Below are 19,866 nucleotides of genomic sequence, written 5' to 3' on the forward strand. Positions count from 1 at the left end.
TTTCTTTTCGAGGTGAATGATGAATACCCGACTGATCTCCGCCCTGCTCGTCGCTGTTTCGGCCGCTGTTGCCGCACCGGCGTTTGCCAGCGAATCCACCGTGACGCGGGCGCAGGTGCGCGCCGAGCTCACGCAACTGCAACAGGCCGGCTACCCGTTGAATCGCGCGACCGACGCAACCTATCCGGACGATCTCCAGGCGGCAGTCACGCAGATCCATGCGGCCGATGCGGTCGCAAGGACCGAGCAGGCTTCCGGCTACGGCAGCAACGGCGATGCGGCAACGCAATCGGGCCGCCGGCACGCGGTCAGCGTGGCCGACCGCTCGGTGTATTTCGGTCATTGAGCGCGGCGCATCGTCGATACGCGAACCCTGATTCCTTTCTATCCCTGTCCTGTCGAGGCAAATGATGAAAACCCAATTGATCGCCGCCCTTCTCGTGGCCGTTTCCGCATCCGCTGCCGCACCGGCGTTCGCCGATGCAACCGTCGTGTCCCGCGCGCAGGTGCGTGCCGAGCTCGTCCAGCTCGAACAGGCCGGCTATCGGCCGGGCCGCGCGAACGATCCGCACTATCCGGACGATCTGCAGGCCGCCCTGACGCGCATCCGCACGAACGACACCGCAGTGGCCGACGCAGCGACGTCCGGTTACGGCGGCGATGCCGTCGCCGCGACGCAGTCGGGCAGCCGGCCCGCGACGCGGATCGCCGAACGCTCGATCTACTTCGGTCATTGAACGAAACCGCGCTCGGCGCCGGTTGCCGGCGCGTGGTGCGCAACCGTTGAATCCCCATTTTCTTGTCGAGGTGAATGATGAAGACCCCACTGATCGCTGCCCTTCTCGTTGCCGTGTCGGCCGCCGTTGCTGCGCCGGCGTTTGCTGGCGAAAGCACCGTGACGCGTGCGCAGGTACGTGCGGAACTGGCCGCGCTGCAGCAGGCCGGCTACCTGCCGAACCGGCCCAACGACCCGAACTATCCGGACAATCTGCAGGCCGCGCTGCGCCGGGTCCACGACAACGATGCAGTCGCGGCCGAGTCGCAGGCGTCCGGTTACGGCAGCGACGCAGGCGGTGCGATGCAGTCCGGCAGTCGCAGCGCGGTTCGGCCCGTCGAGCGCTCGATCTACTTCGGTCATTGAGACGTCGTTGCTTCCGCAACCGTATCGAGCAGCGGCCGCGCGCCGGGCGATGGATGGCCGGCCGCATCGATCCGGCATTCGAAGCGATACACGATGGCGGGCGGAAAGTTCATCCACGCGACGCCGACCCGGACGGCACGCATGCGCATGGCCTCCAGGTAGCGCGCCGGGATCGGGCAGCGCGGCACATACGTGAACTGGTAGAACGCGCCATCGGCGGCCAGGTGACGCGCGAACGCGCAGTGAACGATCGCGACGGCCTGTTCGACCGGCATCGCGACGAGCGGCAACCCGCTCACGATCGCATCCGCGCGCGCCCCGCCGAAGAAGTCGCCCGTCATGCCGAGTTGCGCGGCATCCATCTGCATGATCCGTAACGCGGGAAACTGCTGTCGCAGCGCGTTCGCGAAAGCGGGATCGGCTTCCACCAGCACCAGCCGGTCGCTCGCGACGCCGCGCGCAAGCAGCGCACGCGTGAACACGCCGGTGCCCGCACCGAGTTCGATCACGGTGGCGCCGTCGTGCGGGATATCGGCGGTGATCAGCGCGGCGAGCGCCGGGCCGGACGGCGCGAGCGCGCCGACCCGGCGCGGATTGCGCAACCAGGTACGCAGGAACAGCATCCAATCAGGGATTCGCATCGGCAGGCTCCAGGCGGGATCGATCGGTCAACGACATGTCCGGCTAGGCGGCCGCTTGCGCGGCCAGGTAGCCTGCCGTGATGAACAGCGTGTTCCATAGCGCGATGCCGGCCGCGGCCCCCGACGCGAATCGCGTGAAGCTCGTTTCCAGCAGGCCGGCGAGCGCCGGGGCGACGAGCCGGACGAACGGCACCAGTTGCGACCAGAGTGCGAGCCGCGTGGGCCGCGTGCGGATGCCGTCGATCAGCGCATCCATTCTTGCGGGCTGCAGCCTGCCCAGCGGCGCGACGCGGCGCAGCAGGGTCAGCACGCTGTCTTCCGGCCACAGGTTGCCGAGCGCGTAATGCAGCAGGCAGCCCGCGAAGCTGCCGAGCGCCGTGACGACGATGGCCTCCGGCAGTGTCCATGCGCCTTGCGCACTCGCGGCGCCGATCATCGTCAGGAGCACGTGGGACGGCAGTACGGGGATCAGCCGTTCGATCAGCGACAGGCCGACGAGGCAGGCGATGCTGTTGGCGCTGGCCAGGCTGAGTGCGACGCCGAACGGGACGAGCGTGGCGAGCTGGTTCATCGCGCCACTCCCGCGCGGCGGGCGCGCAACACGTACAACGCGCACAACGTGCGCGACCTTCCATGCCAGAATGGCCCGCACCGGGGCGGTGCGAAGGTGGCGCTTCGAGCCGCATTGCATTGCAGCAACGGAATTGAAGGACGTGACACGGTCATCGCGAGCCTCTCGAGAAAACGCCAGATGCATTGCACCGGCAATGCGGCGAATGGCACGCATCGTGGCCCCCAGGCTTTAAGAAGTTTTTAATCGCGGTCGGTCAGGCTGGCGACCTCGACATTCGAGGAGCGAAACCGATGCATATCCTGTTGGTAGAAGACGATGTCATGCTGGCCGACGCGGTTTGTGCCGGCCTCCGGCAGAACGGCTGGCGCGCGGACTGGTCGGCCGACGTGCCGGCCGCGCGGCTCGCGCTCGTCGGCCACGACTACGATGCGGTGCTGCTCGACCTGCAGCTGCCGGGCGCGTCCGGTTTTACGCTGCTCGCCGCGATGCGCGCGAACTACGACCCGACGCCGGTATTGATCGTGACCGCGCGCGATCAGTTGAGCGACCGGATCCGCGGCCTCGACGCAGGTGCCGACGACTATCTCGTGAAGCCGTTCCAGCTGGACGAGCTCTATGCGCGGCTGCGCGCACTCACGCGCCGCAGCCAGGGCCGCGTGTCGGAGCGTCTGATCTACCGCGACGTGCACGTCGATCCGGCGCGCAAGGCCGTCACGCGCGCCGGCGAACCCGTTGCGCTCAGCATTCACGAATACCGCACGCTGCTCGCGCTGATGGAGCGGCAAGGCCGCGTCGTCACGCGCACGCAGCTCGAAGAGCGCGTGTACGGCAACGACAGCGAAATCGAAAGCAACACGATCGCGGTGTACATCCATCAACTCCGGCGCAAGCTCGGCGACGAACTGATCGTGACGGTGCACGGCTTCGGCTATCGCGTCGGGGAGAGCCCCGCATGAAGTCGCTGCGCGTGCGCCTGCTCGCGACCGTGATGGCGGCGGTCGTCGTGTTCTGGGCGAGCTGGGGGGCGTTTCTCGGCATCGGCCTGTGGCGTGAACAGCGCGGCTGGCGCGACAGCATGCTCGAGAGCGCCGCGCAACTGCTGCTCCTGTCGTTGCCGGATGCGATCGATCGCCTGCCCGCGGCGAACGCCCAGGCGGTGGTGCCGAACACTGCGTATGGCAAATACGACGTCGCGTTCCAGGTCTGGGTCGACGGCCGCAACGTGATGCACAGCGCGGATGCGCCGGGGCCGGCACTCAAGGCCGACCTGCGGGACGGATACGGCGTGAGCACCGGTCGCGGCGCCGCGCACGACGAGACCTGGCGGGTCTACTCGCTGTCGGATCCGGCGGGCCGGATTCACGTACAGACCGGCGGCCCGGCCACGACCTGGCAGGAGAAGGCGAACAACGCGCTGCAACTCGGCCTGTTCAATACGGCGGTGATGCTCGCGATGCTGGGCGTCGTGATCTGGTGGGTGATTCGCTGGTCGTTCGGGCCGGTGCGCGACGTCCAGCAGGCGATCCAGCGGAAGGCCGCGTTCGATTTCTCGCCGTTGCCGCTGGTGACGCTGCCGCGCGAACTCCGCCCGCTCGTCGAGTCGTTCAATCGGCTGCTCGCGCGGCTGAGTCAGGCGGTCGACACCGAGCGCCGTTTCATCGGCGATGCGGCGCACGAGTTGCGCACGCCGCTCGCGGCGTTGTCGGCCCAGGCAGAAGTGGCGTTGCAGGCGAACAGTCTGGCGGACAAGAACGAAGCACTGCGTCGGCTCGCCACGGGCGTCGAGCGCAGCACACGGCTGTCCGGGCAATTGCTCGAACTGGCGCGGCTGGATGCCGGTTCGCGCGCCGAACAGCATGGGCCGGTGGAACTGTCGCGGCTCGTTGCGCTGATCGCGAGCGACTTCGACGCGGCCGCGCATGCGCGCGGACAGACGGTGCGGGTCGCGGTCGAACCGGTGCGCGTCTGGGGCGATCTGGACGAGATCGCGATTGCGGTGCGCAACCTGCTCGACAACGCGTTGCGTTACGGCCGTGACGGCGGACGGGTCGAGATCACGTGCGACATCCCTGCCGATACGGATGGGGCGCGGGTCAAGCTGCGTATCGCGGACGACGGGCCCGGCGTACCGGCCGGCGAGCGCACGCGGATCTTCGAACGCTTTTACCGCGTACCGGGTACGGCCCCGCCGGGCAGCGGCATCGGCCTGTCGCTGGTCGCGCGCATCGCCGAGTCGCACGGTGGGTCGGTCGAGGTGGCGGCCGGTATCGGCGGGAACGGGCTGGCGGTGATCCTGTCGTTCCCGATCTGGGTGGATCCGGAGCGCTGGCAGCGCTAGCGCGGCGTGCCGTGTCGGCGACGCGCCGTGCCCTGCCCGTCCGTTCCCGGTCTATGCTGTGCCACCGACACCTTCAATCGAGGAGCAGCCGATGTCCGATGCAACGACCGGAAACGCGACAGGCAGTGCGCACCCGCTCGACCGAGTGGTGTGGAATGCGCTGACGGGCCGGCAGCGCCGCTTTGCGCTCGGCAACGACCGTGCATGGCGGTTTCCGGCGACCGTCGCACCGTTTGCCGCGATCGAGGACACGAGCGCGGCTTCGTTCGACGCGTTGCGCGCACTGATTGCCGCGCACGGGCCGGCGGCACTGGTCACGCCGGACGAGGTCGAGCTGCCGGCGGGATTGTCGGCGATCCGGCGTGCGAACCTGCTGCAAATGGTCTGGCAAGGGACGCTCGACCCGGCGCCCGAATCCGGACATGTCACGCTCGCCGAAGCCGACGTGCCGGACATGCTCGCGCTGACCACGGCCGCGCAGCCCGGCCCGTTCGGCCCGCGCACGTTCGAGCTCGGCCACTACATCGGCATCCGCAGCGAAGGCCGGCTGGCCGCGATGGCCGGCGAGCGGATGCAGGTCGACGGGTATACGGAGATCAGCGCCGTGTGCGTGGATGCCGCGTTCCGGCGGCAAGGGCTGGCGGCACGTCTGATGCGGGCGTTGATTGCGGAGATCGAGGCGCGCGCGGATACGCCTTTCCTGCATGTCCTCACGTCGAACCAGGTGGCGATTGAGCGCTATCTCGCCCTTGGTTTCGTCGTCCGCCGCGAGATGCACTTGCTGGTGCTGGGCGACGCGCAAGCATGACGATGCGGCCGGCGCGATACACGTGCCGGCCGCTGGTTGTCCGGGCGTTTATTCGTCGGTCGACCGGATCAGGTTGCCGCGCAGCGTGACGATCGCCTTCTGCATCTTCGCGAATTCGTCCGGCTTCAACCCGGTGGCTTCGACCAGATTCATGTCGAGCCCCTTCTCGCGCAAGCGGCGGCCGCTCTTCGTCAGGCTGACGAGCACCTGGCGTTCGTCCGACGGATCGCGGTGCCGCTCCAGGTAGCCCATCGCTTCGAGCTTCTTCAGGATCGGCGTCAGCGTATTGGATTCGAGGAACAGTTTCTCGCCGAGCTGGCCGACCGTCTGGTTGTCCTGCTCCCACAGCGCAATGATCGTGATGTATTGCGTATAGGTGAGGCCGAGCTCTTCGAGGATCGGCTTGTAGGCCTTGCCGAACGCGAGGTTCGCCGAGTAGATCGCAAAGCACAGGAACTCGGACAGCTTCGGCGCGGCGGCCGATGGTGCTTCGGTCGGTTTCATGAACGTCCTCCAGCGACGCGAACGGTCGCAGATAGACGCATTATATATCGCGTGCGATCTTATCGTAAGCATGATAATCGGCCTCGATGAACCGGCGGAGTGGCGCGACCCTGCCGGCGGGCCGTCAGTCCGCCCTGCGGCGCTTGCCGGTCTGCGCGCGACTGGACGACATCAGCGTGCATTGCACCGGATGCGCGATTTCGGTCGCGAGCCCGCCTGCTGCGAACAGCAGGATCATCAGCCAGCGCTTCATGCGTCCTCCACGACCGAGAGGCTCGCGCCGTCGGCGACCGTCGCGTCGAGCGCATACGGGTCGATGCCGTTGAGACAGCCAAGATTGACGCGCCAGCAGGCGGGGTCCTTGCGCGTCTGATGGAACGGATAGATGCCGCAATGGCTGCAGAAATAGTGACGGGCCGTGCGCGTGTTGAACTGATAGCACGTCAGCGCGCCCTCGCCCTCGACGATCTTCAGTTCGTTGGCGGCGAACATCGGGCTCATCAGCGCGCCGCGCCGGCGGCACAGGCTGCAGTTGCAGCGCACCGCCGGCGTAATGGCGGTTCGGACTTCGAATTTGACGGCCCCGCAATGGCAGGACCCTTTGAACCAGGTTGCAGACATGATGCACTCCAGAAGAGGTCATGCCTGCTTTATAGCGGACGCCCGAACGTGCGTTGTATCGCGATGTATCCGCGGTTCGTACAGATACAGAACATTGCAAATCGGCGGCGGTCGGCGAAGTATCGGCGCGGCGATCGGGGTGCGTTCGCCGATCGCCGGCATGTGCTTGCGTCCCGCCGCTCGCGAATCGTGCGATCAATCCAGCACGTGCTGCATCCGCTCGATCGCCGCCCGCGTTTCGCGTTCGAGCGCGGCGAACAGCTCGGCAGCCGGCAGCGACCGCACGAGCGGCGCCGCCTGCCCGGCCCACTGCGCGCCGTAGCCGAATTCACCCTTCGCCTTCGCAGCCGCATGCAGCGCCTTGCCGGCGTCGTACGCGATCGGATAAGCGGGCGTGGCCGGTGCGTGCGGGTCGTCGCCGAGCGCGGTCAGCCGGTTGGCGATGCCGCGCGCGATCCGGCCGGAGATCGCGGCCGTGAACGTCGTGCGGCGTGCCGCATCGCCAAGCAGCGCGCGGCGATAACCGTCGTCGATCGACGTCTCCGGGCACGCGACGAACGCGGTGCCGAGCTGGGCGGCCTGCGCGCCGAGCGCGAGCGCGGCGGCGATGCCCTCGCCGTCCATGATGCCGCCAGCGGCGATCACCGGCAGCGCGCATTCGCGCACGATCAGGCGCGTGAGCGCGAACGTGCCGAGCCGATCGTCGTGCGCGGTCGAATCGAACACGCCGCGGTGCCCGCCCGCTTCGATTCCCTGCGCGACGATCGCGTCGATGCCGGCCGCAGCGATCTGCTGCGCCTCGTCGAGATTCGTCGCGGCCGCGAACAGCGTGATGCCCGCGCGCTTGAGCGCGGCGATCACGTCCGCGGACGGCAGGCCGAAGTGGAAGCTGACGACGGCCGGCTTTTCTTCGACGAGCATCGCCTGCATCGCGTCGTCCGCGATGAAACTCGTATAGATCTCCGACAGCGATGCGGGCGGTGTCGCGCCGTATTCGCGGAATGCCGGCGCGAGCCAGTCGAGCCACGCGCGTTCGACGGCCGCGTCGGCGTGCGCCGGCCGGTGGCAGAACACGTTGATGTTGAACGGCTGGTCGGTGAGCGCGCGCGTGTCGCGGATCATCTTGCGGGCGCCGTCGGCGTTCGTCGCGCCCACGCCGAGCGAGCCGAGCCCGCCCGCATTCGACACGGCGGCCGCCAGCGCCGGCGTGCTGACGCCGGCCATCGGCGCCTGGACGATCGGTGCGCGCATGCCCAGCGCGCGCAACGGCGTCCGGTTGTCGGTCGATTGATTCATGTTGCTTGCCTCCTGCAAGATCCGTCATCGAAATGCTTCGGCCGGATGGGGGCCGAAACGCGTGAGTCGGGTGCGGATCGGTGCGCGTTCGTCGTGCTTTGCGCGCAACCGGTCACGTGAAAGCCATGTCGAAAGCGATGGGCGGCCGTGCGGTGCGGTGTCTGCGACTGCGGCGTCCGCGACGCGCGGTGAACGTGTACGCAGCCGCCGCTTCCCGGCGCGCACCCCCGCAACTGCGCCCATCCTACGCCAGCCCGCGATCCGCCGGCCAGCCGCTATCGGCCGCGCGCCCAATGCGCGAGCCCCGCGCAGGCCGCCAACAGCGCACCCGTCACGAAGAACACCGAATGCAGCCCCAGCGCGACGCCGATCTGCCCGCCGATCACCGGGCCGATCACCTGCCCGCTGAACTGCGCGGACTGCAGGTAGCCGAGCATCTGCCCGGTCGCACGCTCGTCGACCGATTGCCGCACGAGCTTGCCGATCGACGGCAGCAACCCCGCGAGCGTCATGCCCATCAGCACACGCAGCGCGCCAAGCTGCCACCAGTGCGTGACGAACGCCTGCGGCACCATCGCGAGCGCGGTCAGCAGCAGGCAGCCGATGATCACGTTCCAGCTGCCGATCCGGTCGGCCAGCGCGCCGAGGCGCGCGGCGGTCAGCATGCTGCCGAGCGCCGAACACGCCATCACGACGCCGGCGACGCGCGCCAGGTGATCGCCACCCACGCCGAGGCCGCCGATATAGACGGTGATGATCGGCTCGATCGACATGTTCGCGAGCAGCACCATCATCGCCGTCACCAGCAGCGCGGCGACCGCCGCGCGATTCGTGCGATGCGGCGTGCCGGCCGCCGCGCTCGCGGAGCGCGTTCCGGCATCGGTGCCCGCGTGGAAGTCTTCCTTCACGACGAAGATCGTCAGCAGCGCGGCGACGGCGATCATCGCGCCACCGGCGAAGAACGTGCCGCGAATGCCGAGCCAGCCCGGCAGCAGCCCGCCGACGAGCGGCCCGACGAGATTGCCCGCGAGCGCGCCGGTCGACAGGATGCCGAGCGCCCAGCCCGCGCGTTCGCGCGGCGCCTGGGTGCCGACCATCACGGTCGACGCCGACGCATAGCCGCCGACGAGCCCCGCGAGCAGCCGCAGCGCGACGAGTTCGGCCACGTTGTGCGCGACGCCGATCAGCGACATCACGATCGCCATGCCGATCGCCGCGCGCACGAGCATCGGCTTGCGGCCGAAACGGTCCGCGAGGCGGCCCCACAGCGGCGCGGTGACGGCCGTGCCGAGAAACGTCGCGCCGAACGCGATGCCCGACCACTGGATCACCGCCGACTGCGTATCGACGCCGAGCTGCCGCACGTACAGCGGCAGGAACGGCAACAGCATGCTCAGGCTGACGAGCGTCGTGAACGAGCCGAACACGCAGACGGCGAGATTGCGCCGCCAGTAGCGCGCGTTGCGTTCGGCATAGCTGGCGGCGGGCCGTTCGGCCAGTGCCGCGGCGGATGCATGCGAGATCGTGCTCATTGCACCCTCGCCGTCGCGGTCATCGGTGCGGGAACGCCCTGCGCGGTGAAGATCACCGGCAACGGCACGCAGGCGAAACGGGCAATGCCGATAGCGGACACCACGCGGTGCGTCAGTCCGAACGCACGGGCGCGAGGCGGGGCGGGAAGCGCTTGATGCATGTTGACCTCCATTCGCTGGACGGACGCCAGGCACGTCCATCGGTTGAAGGAAGTCTAGATTGAGTCGAATGCCGGGAGAATCCTCGTCATGCGAAAGCCATTCTTCCGCATTCCGGTTCAATCGCCGTCGGTGATGGCCGCCAGCCGCGCGAAGTGCTCGCGCAGGCGCGGCGCCGCGAAATCGACGAAGGCGCGCACCTTCGGCACCGAAAGGCGTCCGTAAGGCGTGACGAGATGGATCGGCAACGGCGCGTGTTCGCTGTCGCGCAGCACGATCCGCAGCGTGCCGTCCCGTACCGGTTCGGCGACGTGATACGAAAAGAGCCGCGTGACGCCGTGCCCGGCGACAGCCGACGCGACCGCGCCGCGGATCGTGTTGATGATGAAGCGCGGCGCGAACGGGACGACCTGCGGCAGTGCCGACGGCGTGGAGGGCGGAAAGCTCCACGAGTCGAGGCCGAAGTGCGTCATCGAGATGATCCGGTGCTGCGCGAGATCGGCCGGTGTTTCGATCGCCGGATGCTGCGCCAGGTAATCGGGCGATGCCACGACGACCCGCCGCACCGCGCCGACCGGAATCGCGACCAGCGTCGAATCGGTCAGGTGCGCGATCCGCAGCGCGACGTCCATCCCTTCGTCGATCAGGCTGACGGGGCGGTCGAGCAACTGCAGGCGGATCGACACGGCCGGATGGCGTTCGATGAATTCGTCGAGCAGCGCGCGCAGCACGTCTTCGCCCGCGGCGACGGGTGCGGTGACCGTCAACAGGCCGCGCGGCGCCGAGCGTTCATCGGCGACCAGCATGTCGGCTTCCTCGAGATCGGACAGGATGCGGCGGCACGCGGCCGCATAGCGTTCGCCGGCCTCGCTCAGCCGGATCGTCCGGGTCGTGCGGTACAGCAGCGCGGTGCCCGTGTGTTCTTCAAGGAACGCAATCGCGCGACTGACCGCCGCCGGCGACCGGCCGAGCTTGCGGCCCGCGCCCGCGAGGCTGCCCTCGTCCAGCGTGGCGACGAACACCTTCATCGCATCGATTCGATCCATGGTCTGTGTGGGCTGGGTGCGAACGGTCGTGTGATGGGCGGCAGGCAAGCGAGCGACCAGTCTACCGCACGCCGGCGCGGTGCCTTGCCCGGGGGACACTGCACGTGCGGTTTTGGCCCTACAATGCGCAGGCGAAGTAACCGCATGACCGGCCGTCAGGGTGCCGCGTTCCTCGAACGCAGCGTCCGACATTCAAGCGGTTCCGCTGAATAACGAACAACATCCATAACAGCACTCATGAAAAGAAGAACATTTCTCGCGCTGCCCGCCGCGGCAGCGTCCGGCATGCTCGCCGGCTGCGCCGATTTCGGTCCCGTCACCAAGGCGTGGATGGAGGATTCGAAATACGACGAAACCTTGTCGACCTTCCTGATTACCGCAGACGGCAAGCAACTCGTCGTGCTCGGCCAGAAGTATCACTACATCTTCGAGATGCCGCCGGGCCTCGCGACGGTACTCACCGCGCCCTATCGTCCCAAGATCCACACGGCGTTCAACGGTTTCGAGACGCACGGCGACACGATCACCGGTCGATACGCGATGAGGCTGGATTACTCGGATGCGCCAACCGGCTCCGACGTGCGTGAGCGTGCGCTCGCGGACGGTTTCAAGCAGGAGAGTGGCTACCTGGCGTCGAAAGGCACGATCAGCGGCAAGCGCTATCTGCCGAACGATGTCACGCCTTCGTCGGTCCCGCAGGCGTTCAATCGTCCTTACCATGTCACGGTGACGGACAAGCTGACGGCTGTCGGCCACGGCGCCAAGCTGGCGTTGTCGCCGATCGCGATGGCGGCCGATGGCGCGCTGGGCCTGCTCGGCCTCGCCCTGTTCCCGATCGCGCTCACCACCTTCATCATCGTAGCGAGTTGAGACCGGAATCCAGGATGAAATCCCCTGCCCGTACGATGTTCCGAATCGGCTGCGTGGCGACCTGCCTGGCCTTCGCCCAACACGCCTTCGCCGAAAGCGACTGGGACGCGGCGCGTCATGTCCGTACCGACTGGGTGTTCGCGTCGATGAAGGAAAGCGACGTGCGGCCCACGCTCGATCGCGCGCTGAAGGACCAGGCGCGCTGGGCCGGCCAGCCCGGCAACGCGCCCGATGCGGGTGCGTTCCAGTGCACGAAGCTCTCGTTGCCGCCGCCATCGGCCGAAGCCCAGGCCGCGTTTGACGCGGCGCCGTCGCCGCGCGGCCGCGACGCCGACATCGCGTATGCGAAGGCGGCATCGCTCGGTTCGTGGCGCGCGGCCGCGCGTCTGGCGAGCAGTTCGCTCGACGACGAGGATTGGGAAGGTGCGCAGCCTGCGATTGCGTGGCTGCTCGTTCATCACGTGCCGGCCGGCTACAACAAGCTCGCGGATGTCTTGCAGGCAATGTCGGGCTACGACGGCGAAACGCCCGGCGAGGGCATGAGCGGAATGATCGCGTCGCTGCGCTGGCGCGCGGCCCGCGAAGGCGATCCGGTCGCGCAGATGGAGATGGCCGACCTGTTCGACAAGCTGGGCAAGACCGATCTCGTCACCGCGTTGCGCGCCTGCGCGACGCAGCAGAATCCGGCGCTCAAATGAAGCGAGCCGGTACGCCGCGATGACGTGCGGTGTACCGGCTCGTGTGGTGACGGTGTCGCATCAGACTTCGTACCGCACCGCGTGCGCTTCGGTAGGCAGCGGCAGATCCCAGCGCAGCAGCATCGCCTCGAGCGCGCGATTCGTCAGCGACGTGTCGCGCCGCGCGTTGCGACGCAGCAGTTCCGCGCGCGGCTGTTCGAGGTAGACGAGCGTCACGTCGGCGCCGTACGCAAACAGCAGGTCGAGCGTCTTCTTGCGCATTAGCGGCGACAGGTTCGTCGCGTTCCACACGAATGGTTTCTGTTCGCGCAACAACGCCTTCGCGGCGTCGACCGCATGGTGCGCGACCGCGCCCTCGTTCTGGCCGTGGCGCAGCCCCAATGCGTCGCGTGCATCGTCAAACGACACGACCGGCAGAGCCGGATGATGCCGCGCAACCCACGTGTTCTTGCCCGACGCGGGCAGGCCCGACATCACGATGACCTGCGAGCCCGGCGTGCGGAACAGCGGATAGTCGGGATGCACGTCCGCGCCGCGAAAGTAGCTGAGCGCCGTGTGCGCATCGGCGAACGCGCGTGGCTGGCCGTAACAGCCCTCTTCCCGCGCCAGTTCGCGCAACAGTTCGATGTTGTCGAGCACGCGCTGCGTGTCGTCGCAGATACGCCCGCGCATGTCGGCTTCGGCGAGCAGGCACAGCAGCGGCAGGCTGACCTGCCACGACAGCTCACGTGCGATGAACTCGGGCGTGCCGCGGCGCGACCCGCTCATCGCGAAGAACGGCACCTGGTGTACGGCGATCATCCGGCAGATCGCTTCGCGCACCGCGAACGGCACGCCGGCATCCCACAGCGCGATCCGTGCATCGATCGCGCCCTTGCGCGAGTGGCCGGGATGGCCGATCGCACCGGTGACGGGATCGACGACCGTCGTGCTGTACTTGGCGATGTCATGCAGCAGCGCGGCCAGGAACACGATCTCCTGATCCGCGCGCGACGCGGCCTGGTACCCGGGCAGCGCAAGCAGCGCATCGATCACCATCATCGTATGCGTCCACACATCGCCTTCGCCGTGGTGCGCAGGCGCCTGCGGGGTCGTCTTCGCGTGTTCGAGCGCGGGAAACGCCGCGAGGCACGCACGATAGTCCGGCTGCCGGCCGGGCGCAGGCACGAGTGCCTGCAGTTGTTCGTACTTCATGATCAAGACTCCTCTCGAAACGGCGATCGACCGTTCCGCATTCATGGGTTCGGTTGCGCAGCGGGGATCGATGCCCACGTTACCGTCGGGCGCGGCGCATACAGGTCGACATCCGGCGCGAGCAGGTTCGGGATGAACGGCTGCTCCGAGTGGTGGCGCGCCGATTCGAGAATGGCCTGCACGAAATCGTGGCGCACCCACTTCAGGCGCGCGGTCGTCGTGTCGTCCGTCTCGACCTTCACGTAGAGCCCTTCGGAGCGCTCCGACTGGTCGCACTGCTGCCATGCGCGGGCGAGGTCGAGCCCCTGCCGCCGCACCGTTTCCTCGAACGCGCGACGCCAGTTTGGTGTCTTCGCGAGCGACGGGCCGAGCCATGCCTTCAGGTCGGCGAGCCGCGCCGGCGCGATGCCTTCGTACAGCACGGGCACCGACAGCACGGGCCCGTCGGCGAGCAGCGCGCGACGCGCAGGCGTCGACAGGAAGCGGCCCGTCGTGCGGTCGAACACGTCGAATTCGAAGAAGTGATGCGGCAGCGCGTCGTAGAACACCGTGTGTTTCTTGCTCATCGTCTCGCCGTACATCACGTAGCGATCGCCGAGGCGATCGAGCAGCCAGCCGGCGTGGGCGGCGGCCCAGGTCTTCACGAAACCGAACTGCCGCTCGCGGCCGCCGCCGGCCAGGTAGTGGCCGCGCGACTGCAGCAGCAGATCACCGGCCGGGCTGAAGCTGATGCCCGTGTTCGCGCCGTCGAGCTTTTCCTCGACGACGAGATGGGCGCCCGCGAGGGTGCGATAGGGAACGTGGTCGTGACCTTCGTCGCCGTCCTGCAGGCGCGAGCCTTCGAGATGCGGCGTGCGCGGGTAGCGGGCAAGGTCGAGCGATTGCGCGTAGGCGCGAAAATCCAGCGTCATGGTCTTTCTCCGGAAACAGGGGAAAAAGCCGACGACGTGAACGAACGATGGGGTGTGCGTTGCGGTGTCAGTGCGGGTCCGGGCGCGTTCCTGCGATCGACGTTCCGGCGCCGCGAGGCAGACGGAAACGGGCAGGACGACACGCGGCCGGGACGGCAGTCGTCGGCGTATCAGGCGAAGGGACGAATGTTTGCGGGCACTTGGATCACCGATTCGATGAGGGTTCAGGGATGAAGCAGGCGGATGCTACGAAACGGCTTTTGCGCTGTCAAGCGTGGCGGGAGGCATCCGTTGCGGCCGTCTGCAAGCGCCGGATGCCTGCTGAGGCGTGCTTGGCGCCCGATCGATACGGAAATGATCCGGATTCCTATTTGTGTGTTTTTCACCACATCGGGCGATGATTCGATGGGCAACGCGGCGCTGCCCGCTTGCTGCGCCCGTCGCGGGCATGCTAGAGTCGCCGCCATTCCGATCAACCCCTCACTCGCAAGGAGAAAAAAATCATGACGTCACGCCAACACTCCTCCCGTCGCGGGTCGTAGTTCGGGTTTTTCGCGTCCGTTCGTTTCATCGTTCACGCCAAGCAGCACCACACATCGCCGTCACGGCGATGAGCCGGGTCGTTCCGATCCGGTCGTGCCGCCCTCTTCCCGACTTCCGATGTCGGGCAGCGCATGGTTGCGCTGCCTGCGCCATGGCCCGCCGTTCTACTTTTTCATCGAACGGAAACCTCCATGGGCAATTCCATGCAATACCTGGCCAAGCACATCACGCTGTGCGCTTGTGCCACCACCTGGATCGAAGGTGAGGCGATCCGGCAGCTCGAACACGCTGCCACCCTCCCCGGCATGCGGCGCGTCGCCGGCATGCCCGATCTTCATCCTGGACGCGGCTACCCGGTCGGCGCTGCGTTCTTCTCGACAGGCCAGCTGTATCCGGCGCTGATCGGCGGCGATATCGGCTGCGGGATGGCGCTGTGGCAAACCGCGCTCGATGCGCGGCGCGTCAGCGCGTCGAAGCTCGCGAGCCGGCTCGGCTCGATCGACGCCACGCCGGATGCCAGCTGGCAGCCGTGCATTGCGGCCGCCGGGTTCGCGGATCACGCGTTCGCGGCGTCGCTCGGCAGCGGCAATCATTTCGCGGAGGCACAGCGGATCGACGCGGTGTACGACGCCGATGCCGTCCAGGTGCTCGGTCTCGACCGCGACCGCCTGCTGCTGCTGGTGCACAGCGGGTCGCGCGGCTTCGGCCAGTCGATCCTCGAGCAGCACATGCGCGAGCACGGCTACAACGGTCTCGACGACACCGATGCCGCCTGCACCGCGTACCTCGCGCGTCATGATGCGGCGTTGCGTTATGCGGTCGCGAATCGCGACCTGATCGCGCGGCGCATGCTGGCGCGCTGGCGTACCGACGGCCAGTGCGTGCTCGACGTGAACCACAACCTGGTAAGCCGCGCGAACGTCGGCGGCGAGCCGGGCTGGCTGCATCGCAAAGGTGCGACGCCGGCCGATGCAGGGCCGGTCGTCATTCCCGGGTCGCGCGGCGACTACAGCTACCTCGTTGCGCCGGTGCGGCCCGACGATACGGCCAGCCTTGCGTCGCTGGCGCACGGTGCGGGCCGCAAGTGGGCGCGCGGCGATTGCAAGGGGCGCCTCGAACGGCGCTTCACGCCGTCGCAGCTCACGCGCACGCCGCTCGGCAGCCACGTGATCTGCGAAGACCGCGAACTGCTGTACGAGGAAGCGCCGCAGGCCTACAAGCCGATCGACAGCGTCGTCGACGCGCTCGAGGCGGCCGGCCTGCTGCGCAAGCTCGCGCGGCTCGCGCCGGTGCTGACCTACAAGACGTCCGCGGAGGCTGACCGATGCTGATGCAGATTTCTTCAGCGCACGGCCCGCTGGAGTGCCAGCTCGCTGCGGCCAATGCGTTGCGGCGCCTGCAGGCGGAAGCCGACGCGCAGCGCGTCGTCGTGACGGTGCTCGATGCGCAGCCGGGCGAGCGGCCCGGCACGCTGCGCTCGGCGCTGCTCGATCTCGACGGCGATGGCGCGCAGGCGCTTGCCGAGCGCTGGACGGGCACGCTGCAATGGATTTGCGCAAGCCCGTACCGGTTGCGCCATCCGCGCAAGAACTGGTTCATCGGCGTCACGCGCTGTGCCGACGCGCAGCCGCTGCCGGATGGCGACGTGCGGTTCGAAGCGATGCGCGCACGCGGGCCGGGCGGCCAGCACGTGAACAAGACGAGCTCCGCGATTCGTGCGACCCATGTTGCGACCGGCCTGTCGGTGCGTGTGGAAAGCGAGCGCAGCCAGCACGCGAACAAGCGCCTGGCGCTGCAGTTGCTGCAGGTGCGATTGCAGCAGGAAGCCGACCGTCATGCGTCCGATGCGCGCCGGCAACGGCGAATGCAGCACTTTGCGCTGGAGCGCGGCAACCCCGTGCGCGTGTTTTACGGGGCGGCGTTCGTGCCGGCTGACTGAGCATGAGCGCCTGGCCGCCGGCGGCTGTTGCGCCGGCGGTCACGCAACGGCGCTCATGGTTTTCCCGGCCCGCCGGCAGCGTGCAAGCGTAACCGGTTCCCGCGCGTGACCGTGCGCCACGCAGGCCGCACGGGCCTGCCGCGCGCGTGCCGCCTGCCGCGTGTTCCGTACCCTTTCTGCGCAGGAAAGGACGCTTGAAACATCCGCAATTATCACGTGCCGCGGATTTGCCCACCATGTGTCGGACGATCGGTACAGCCCGCTTATCCGGCCCTTTCTCGGGCCGTGCGGTGCCTGCCGCCACGTCGTGCGACCGGGTGCAGTGCGCCGGTCGCGAACGGCCGGGCCACGCGCCACGGCGTATCGATAATCAGGAGACGCGATGAACAGCCATTCCCTCGATCTCGGCGGCAACGCGGGCGGACCCGCGCCCGCACGACCGCCGGCCACTGCCGCCGGCGTCGGCGCCGATGCGTCGGCCCTCCCCGCCCGCCGTGTCACGCTCGGCGATTTCATGGACGACCTGCCGGTTGGCGCTTTGCACCGGTTCGTCGTCTGGGTGATCGGCATCGGGTTGTTCTTCGACATGTACGAGATCTTTCTCGTCAGCACGATCGGGTCCGCGTTGCAGAACGAATACGGCCTGAGCCGGCAGAGCACCGATTTCAAGCTGCTGCTGGCATCGGCATTCATCGGCATGTTCGTCGGCGCGATGTGCCTCGGCAGCCTTGCCGACCGCATCGGCCGGCGCAAGGCGTTCCTGCTGACGCTCACGTGGTACAGCGCGTTCTCGCTGGTCGGCGCGTTTTCGGTGAATGCCGACATGCTCGTCGCGTGCCGGTTCCTGACCGGCATCGGCGTCGGCGCGATCTACCCGGTCGCCGACAGCTTCCTGTCCGAGATCCTGCCGAAAGAAAAGCGCGGGCGGCTCGCCGCGTGGGCCTATACGACTTCCTATGTCGCGGTGCCGCTCGTCGGCTTCCTCGCGCTGTGGCTGAACCCGCTGCAGGTGGGTGGCGTGGCGGGCTGGCGCATCATCCTCGCAATCGGCAGCCTCGGCGCCGTGTATGTTCTGCTCGTCCAGCACCGGTTGCCGGAAAGCCCGCGCTGGCTGCTCGCGCAGGGGCGCACCGCGGATGCGCACGCGGCATTGCGGCGCTTCGCGGAAGGGACCGGCGTGCGCGTGCCCGAGCAGTTCGCGGAACCGGTAGAACCGCAGCGGCCGCTCGGGCTCGGCGAGCGTATCGCGCTGCTGCGCCGCGAGCCCTATGGCGCGCGCTACCTGATGCTCGCGATTTTTCACCTGTTCCAGGGCGTCGGCTATTACGGCTTCGGTACGCTGGCCGGCACGGTCGTGAAGAGCCGCGGTTTCGATGTGACGGACAGTACGCTGTTCATCGCGCTGTCGTTCATCGGCTATCCGATCGGTTCGCTGCTGTCGATTCCGCTGCTCAACTGGATCGAACGCCGCACGCTCGTGATCGTGTCGATCCTGTCGATCGCCGTGTTCGGGCTGTGCTTCGCCTACTCGGGCCATACGATGCTGATCGTCGGCTTCGGGTTCCTGACGACCTGCGCGTCGAACGTGTTCAGCAACGCGTATCACGTGTACCAGGCGGAGATTTTCCCGGCGCGCGTGCGCTCGACGGCGATCGGCAGTACCTATGCGCTGTCGCGGATCGTCAGCGGTGCGCTGCCGTTCGTGTTGCTGCCGGTACTCGCCAGTTATGGCGCGGGTGCGATGTTCGGTGTGATCTCGATTGCGCTCGGTATCGTCGCCGTCACGCTGCGCGTGCTCGGGCCGCTGACTACGCGGCGCAGCCAGGATGAGATCAATCCGGTTTGAGCGGTTGTCGATGCGGGCGCGTGGGAACGCGCTCCCGCATCATGCCTGGGGCTTTGCGACAAGGACGCTACGATGATATTCCCGCTTGAGAAACGACGACCGTAAATTCGATCCCCGATTCAAAATCCAGCGTCGTGGTCGAGAACCGCGGATCGTCGTCGAGGTAGTGCTTGTACGGTCGAACGGCGTCCTCGGCCGTGTACATGTTGTCGGCCAGTACGACCGATCCCGGGCGCAGCAGGCGCTCGATCTCCTTGAACACCTTCAGATAGACGTCGGCCCATACGTCGATGAATACCATGTCGAAAGTACCGTCCAGCTCGGCGATGGTCTGGAAGACATCGCCCTCTCGCACGTCGACATAGGCGTCCAGGCCCGCCGTGCTGACGTGATCGCGCAAACGCGTGCACTTGAGCGCATCGCGTTCGGTCGCGACGACCACGCCGCTGCCCAACGTGCGCAGCGCCTCGGCGAAATACAGCGTGGACACGCCGCATGAACTGCCGAGTTCGAGGATTCTGGCCGGTCGTTGCGAGAGCACCAGGTTGCGTAAAAATCCGCCGGTTTCCGGCGACACGGCCAGCGACAGCGGACTGCCTTCCGGGGACGCGAAGTCGTCGCTGGACAGCCCGAACGTTTCGAGAAACCGCCCCCGCAGACGGGGTGCGATCGCTTCATATTCTTCGGCTAACGACAGAAAATCCTCGCTCGATCCCTGGAACTGCGCGCGGGCGCGGGCGACGATTTCGGTCCGGCTCTCTTCGTGGAGCCGTCGCAGCAGAACGGTGGTGGGTGAAGCCATGTGCGTTCCTTGGCGAAATTGATCACTTCGACGATGTATCCAGCGACTGCCTATCCCGTCAGGGCTTCTGCGCCGTCGCTCGATATCGGCGATAACGGAGGTCGCTATGCCGTTCGGGCGAGCGTGATTGCGTGTTCGGGGCACGCCGTCACGCACAGTCCGCATGACCGGCACGCGTGCGCGTTCGGCGTGTAGGCGACTTTCATGCCATGCACGCGCTGCTTCAAGCGATGCATCAGATCGAGGCCGACGTAATCGGCTTGGTCGATGCGCCGGACCTCGAACACATTCTCGGGGCAGACCGCGACGCAATCCCCTTTGCCTTCGCAACGTTTCAGATCGACGACCGGCGCGATCACCCCCGGTTTCTGCTTGCAGTCGCCCGTTGATTTTTCGCGCACGT

The 19,866-nt window shown here is 67.4% G+C and carries 23 protein-coding genes; 11 read left to right on the forward strand and 12 right to left on the reverse strand.

Features of this window, described 5'->3' with window-relative positions; translation table 11 throughout:
* Positions 1-16 precede the first annotated feature (16 nt).
* The 3 genes from LGN19_RS12095 to LGN19_RS12105 all read left to right on the forward strand — a co-directional run bounded on the left by LGN19_RS12095 (position 17) and on the right by LGN19_RS12105 (position 1,141).
* Positions 17-346, forward strand: coding sequence for a DUF4148 domain-containing protein (locus LGN19_RS12095; RefSeq protein ID WP_413227205.1), 330 nt, complete (start codon positions 17-19; stop codon positions 344-346).
* A gap of 61 nt (positions 347-407) precedes the next feature.
* The gene (locus LGN19_RS12100; protein WP_122945414.1) at positions 408-737 is read left to right on the forward strand and encodes a DUF4148 domain-containing protein; all 330 of its coding nucleotides are present in this window, start codon (positions 408-410) and stop codon (positions 735-737) included.
* Between the two features lie 74 nt (positions 738-811).
* Positions 812-1,141, forward strand: coding sequence for a DUF4148 domain-containing protein (locus LGN19_RS12105; RefSeq protein WP_175984817.1), 330 nt, complete (start codon positions 812-814; stop codon positions 1,139-1,141).
* Here the strand turns inward: LGN19_RS12105 and LGN19_RS12110 are convergent.
* Together LGN19_RS12110 and LGN19_RS12115 are read right to left on the reverse strand one after the other, a co-directional pair.
* Positions 1,135-1,782: a class I SAM-dependent methyltransferase gene (locus tag LGN19_RS12110; protein WP_226214847.1), complete on the reverse strand. Its 648-nt coding sequence runs from the start codon at positions 1,780-1,782 to the stop codon at positions 1,135-1,137. The two genes, LGN19_RS12105 and LGN19_RS12110, sit on opposite strands and share 7 nt — an antisense overlap.
* Positions 1,783-1,825: 43 nt before the next feature.
* Complete coding sequence (locus LGN19_RS12115) at positions 1,826-2,353, reverse strand: DedA family protein (protein WP_175016997.1); 528 nt, start codon at positions 2,351-2,353, stop codon at positions 1,826-1,828.
* Between the two features lie 293 nt (positions 2,354-2,646).
* On the opposite strand from LGN19_RS12115, the gene LGN19_RS12120 reads away from it, so the two are divergent.
* The 3 genes from LGN19_RS12120 to LGN19_RS12130 all read left to right on the forward strand — a co-directional run bounded on the left by LGN19_RS12120 (position 2,647) and on the right by LGN19_RS12130 (position 5,502).
* Positions 2,647-3,312, forward strand: a complete 666-nt coding sequence (locus LGN19_RS12120) for a response regulator transcription factor (RefSeq protein WP_122945411.1) — start codon at positions 2,647-2,649, stop codon at positions 3,310-3,312.
* On the forward strand, positions 3,309-4,694 hold the full coding sequence (locus LGN19_RS12125; protein ID WP_226214849.1) for an ATP-binding protein: 1,386 nt from the start codon (positions 3,309-3,311) through the stop codon (positions 4,692-4,694). Before LGN19_RS12120 ends, LGN19_RS12125 begins: the two co-directional genes overlap by 4 nt.
* 91 nt (positions 4,695-4,785) lie before the next feature.
* The gene (locus LGN19_RS12130) at positions 4,786-5,502 is read left to right on the forward strand and encodes a GNAT family N-acetyltransferase (protein WP_175016994.1); all 717 of its coding nucleotides are present in this window, start codon (positions 4,786-4,788) and stop codon (positions 5,500-5,502) included.
* Positions 5,503-5,550: 48 nt separating this feature from the next.
* Here LGN19_RS12130 and LGN19_RS12135 read toward each other — a convergent pair whose 3' ends face one another.
* From LGN19_RS12135 to LGN19_RS12155, 6 genes are all read right to left on the reverse strand, one after another.
* Positions 5,551-6,006: a MarR family winged helix-turn-helix transcriptional regulator gene (locus LGN19_RS12135; RefSeq protein WP_122945408.1), complete on the reverse strand. Its 456-nt coding sequence runs from the start codon at positions 6,004-6,006 to the stop codon at positions 5,551-5,553.
* Positions 6,007-6,130: 124 nt separating this feature from the next.
* Positions 6,131-6,259, reverse strand: coding sequence for a hypothetical protein (locus LGN19_RS39565; protein WP_264173017.1), 129 nt, complete (start codon positions 6,257-6,259; stop codon positions 6,131-6,133).
* Positions 6,256-6,627 carry a GFA family protein gene (locus tag LGN19_RS12140; protein WP_226214851.1) on the reverse strand — a complete coding sequence of 124 codons (372 nt, stop codon included), beginning with the start codon at positions 6,625-6,627 and terminating at the stop codon, positions 6,256-6,258. Before LGN19_RS12140 ends, LGN19_RS39565 begins: the two co-directional genes overlap by 4 nt.
* A 195-nt stretch (positions 6,628-6,822) precedes the next feature.
* The gene (locus LGN19_RS12145; RefSeq protein ID WP_226214853.1) at positions 6,823-7,923 is read right to left on the reverse strand and encodes an NAD(P)H-dependent flavin oxidoreductase; all 1,101 of its coding nucleotides are present in this window, start codon (positions 7,921-7,923) and stop codon (positions 6,823-6,825) included.
* Between the two features lie 275 nt (positions 7,924-8,198).
* A complete protein-coding gene (locus tag LGN19_RS12150) occupies positions 8,199-9,455 on the reverse strand; it encodes an MFS transporter (protein WP_226214855.1) in 1,257 nt (418 codons plus the stop codon).
* Positions 9,456-9,733: 278 nt separating this feature from the next.
* Complete coding sequence (locus tag LGN19_RS12155) at positions 9,734-10,660, reverse strand: LysR family transcriptional regulator (protein ID WP_122945404.1); 927 nt, start codon at positions 10,658-10,660, stop codon at positions 9,734-9,736.
* Between the two features lie 237 nt (positions 10,661-10,897).
* Here LGN19_RS12155 and LGN19_RS12160 point away from each other — a divergent pair, with 237 nt between their 5' ends.
* Entirely contained in the window at positions 10,898-11,530 is a 633-nt protein-coding gene (locus LGN19_RS12160; RefSeq protein ID WP_226214857.1) for a 5-formyltetrahydrofolate cyclo-ligase, read from the forward strand.
* 14 nt (positions 11,531-11,544) lie between these two features.
* Entirely contained in the window at positions 11,545-12,228 is a 684-nt protein-coding gene (locus LGN19_RS12165; protein WP_226214859.1) for a hypothetical protein, read from the forward strand.
* Positions 12,229-12,288: 60 nt separating this feature from the next.
* On the opposite strand, the gene LGN19_RS12170 is transcribed toward LGN19_RS12165, so the two are convergent.
* Positions 12,289-13,422: an AAA family ATPase gene (locus LGN19_RS12170; protein ID WP_226214862.1), complete on the reverse strand. Its 1,134-nt coding sequence runs from the start codon at positions 13,420-13,422 to the stop codon at positions 12,289-12,291.
* A 41-nt stretch (positions 13,423-13,463) separates the two neighbouring features.
* A complete protein-coding gene (locus tag LGN19_RS12175) occupies positions 13,464-14,333 on the reverse strand; it encodes an RNA ligase family protein (protein ID WP_226214864.1) in 870 nt (289 codons plus the stop codon).
* 734 nt (positions 14,334-15,067) lie between these two features.
* Between LGN19_RS12175 and LGN19_RS12180 the strand changes: the two genes are divergently transcribed.
* From LGN19_RS12180 to LGN19_RS12190, 3 genes are all read left to right on the forward strand, one after another.
* Positions 15,068-16,207 carry an RNA ligase RtcB family protein gene (locus LGN19_RS12180; RefSeq protein WP_226214866.1) on the forward strand — a complete coding sequence of 380 codons (1,140 nt, stop codon included), beginning with the start codon at positions 15,068-15,070 and terminating at the stop codon, positions 16,205-16,207.
* On the forward strand, positions 16,201-16,815 hold the full coding sequence (gene prfH, locus LGN19_RS12185) for a peptide chain release factor H (RefSeq protein ID WP_226214867.1): 615 nt from the start codon (positions 16,201-16,203) through the stop codon (positions 16,813-16,815). The genes LGN19_RS12180 and prfH overlap by 7 nt, the downstream gene beginning before the upstream one ends.
* A 382-nt stretch (positions 16,816-17,197) precedes the next feature.
* Complete coding sequence (locus LGN19_RS12190) at positions 17,198-18,661, forward strand: MFS transporter (RefSeq protein WP_226214868.1); 1,464 nt, start codon at positions 17,198-17,200, stop codon at positions 18,659-18,661.
* Between the two features lie 67 nt (positions 18,662-18,728).
* Here LGN19_RS12190 and LGN19_RS12195 read toward each other — a convergent pair whose 3' ends face one another.
* Together LGN19_RS12195 and LGN19_RS12200 are read right to left on the reverse strand one after the other, a co-directional pair.
* On the reverse strand, positions 18,729-19,463 hold the full coding sequence (locus tag LGN19_RS12195; protein ID WP_226214869.1) for an O-methyltransferase: 735 nt from the start codon (positions 19,461-19,463) through the stop codon (positions 18,729-18,731).
* Between the two features lie 104 nt (positions 19,464-19,567).
* The gene (locus LGN19_RS12200; protein ID WP_175984884.1) at positions 19,568-19,864 is read right to left on the reverse strand and encodes a 4Fe-4S dicluster domain-containing protein; all 297 of its coding nucleotides are present in this window, start codon (positions 19,862-19,864) and stop codon (positions 19,568-19,570) included.
* Positions 19,865-19,866 lie beyond the last annotated feature (2 nt).

The sequence above is a fragment of the Burkholderia sp. AU30198 genome (assembly GCF_020419825.1).
Classification (GTDB): domain Bacteria; phylum Pseudomonadota; class Gammaproteobacteria; order Burkholderiales; family Burkholderiaceae; genus Burkholderia.

Excerpts from the sequence above, each read along its gene's own strand:
- LGN19_RS12170 (WP_226214862.1), bottom strand. The coding sequence starts at position 13,422 with ATGAAGTACGAACAACTGCAGGCACTCGTGCCTGCGCCCGGCCGGCAG.
- LGN19_RS12145 (WP_226214853.1), bottom strand. The coding sequence starts at position 7,923 with ATGAATCAATCGACCGACAACCGGACGCCGTTGCGCGCGCTGGGCATG.
- LGN19_RS12095 (WP_413227205.1), top strand. The coding sequence starts at position 17 with ATGATGAATACCCGACTGATCTCCGCCCTGCTCGTCGCTGTTTCGGCC.
- LGN19_RS12105 (WP_175984817.1), top strand. The coding sequence starts at position 812 with ATGATGAAGACCCCACTGATCGCTGCCCTTCTCGTTGCCGTGTCGGCC.
- LGN19_RS12160 (WP_226214857.1), top strand. The coding sequence starts at position 10,898 with ATGAAAAGAAGAACATTTCTCGCGCTGCCCGCCGCGGCAGCGTCCGGC.
- LGN19_RS12180 (WP_226214866.1), top strand. The coding sequence starts at position 15,068 with ATGGGCAATTCCATGCAATACCTGGCCAAGCACATCACGCTGTGCGCT.
- LGN19_RS12195 (WP_226214869.1), bottom strand. The coding sequence starts at position 19,463 with ATGGCTTCACCCACCACCGTTCTGCTGCGACGGCTCCACGAAGAGAGC.
- prfH (WP_226214867.1), top strand. The coding sequence starts at position 16,201 with ATGCTGATGCAGATTTCTTCAGCGCACGGCCCGCTGGAGTGCCAGCTC.
- LGN19_RS12100 (WP_122945414.1), top strand. The coding sequence starts at position 408 with ATGATGAAAACCCAATTGATCGCCGCCCTTCTCGTGGCCGTTTCCGCA.
- LGN19_RS12110 (WP_226214847.1), bottom strand. The coding sequence starts at position 1,782 with ATGCGAATCCCTGATTGGATGCTGTTCCTGCGTACCTGGTTGCGCAAT.
- LGN19_RS12130 (WP_175016994.1), top strand. The coding sequence starts at position 4,786 with ATGTCCGATGCAACGACCGGAAACGCGACAGGCAGTGCGCACCCGCTC.
- LGN19_RS12135 (WP_122945408.1), bottom strand. The coding sequence starts at position 6,006 with ATGAAACCGACCGAAGCACCATCGGCCGCCGCGCCGAAGCTGTCCGAG.
- LGN19_RS12120 (WP_122945411.1), top strand. The coding sequence starts at position 2,647 with ATGCATATCCTGTTGGTAGAAGACGATGTCATGCTGGCCGACGCGGTT.
- LGN19_RS12115 (WP_175016997.1), bottom strand. The coding sequence starts at position 2,353 with ATGAACCAGCTCGCCACGCTCGTCCCGTTCGGCGTCGCACTCAGCCTG.
- LGN19_RS39565 (WP_264173017.1), bottom strand. The coding sequence starts at position 6,259 with ATGAAGCGCTGGCTGATGATCCTGCTGTTCGCAGCAGGCGGGCTCGCG.
- LGN19_RS12190 (WP_226214868.1), top strand. The coding sequence starts at position 17,198 with ATGAACAGCCATTCCCTCGATCTCGGCGGCAACGCGGGCGGACCCGCG.
- LGN19_RS12155 (WP_122945404.1), bottom strand. The coding sequence starts at position 10,660 with ATGGATCGAATCGATGCGATGAAGGTGTTCGTCGCCACGCTGGACGAG.
- LGN19_RS12140 (WP_226214851.1), bottom strand. The coding sequence starts at position 6,627 with ATGTCTGCAACCTGGTTCAAAGGGTCCTGCCATTGCGGGGCCGTCAAA.
- LGN19_RS12165 (WP_226214859.1), top strand. The coding sequence starts at position 11,545 with ATGAAATCCCCTGCCCGTACGATGTTCCGAATCGGCTGCGTGGCGACC.
- LGN19_RS12125 (WP_226214849.1), top strand. The coding sequence starts at position 3,309 with ATGAAGTCGCTGCGCGTGCGCCTGCTCGCGACCGTGATGGCGGCGGTC.
- LGN19_RS12175 (WP_226214864.1), bottom strand. The coding sequence starts at position 14,333 with ATGACGCTGGATTTTCGCGCCTACGCGCAATCGCTCGACCTTGCCCGC.
- LGN19_RS12150 (WP_226214855.1), bottom strand. The coding sequence starts at position 9,455 with ATGAGCACGATCTCGCATGCATCCGCCGCGGCACTGGCCGAACGGCCC.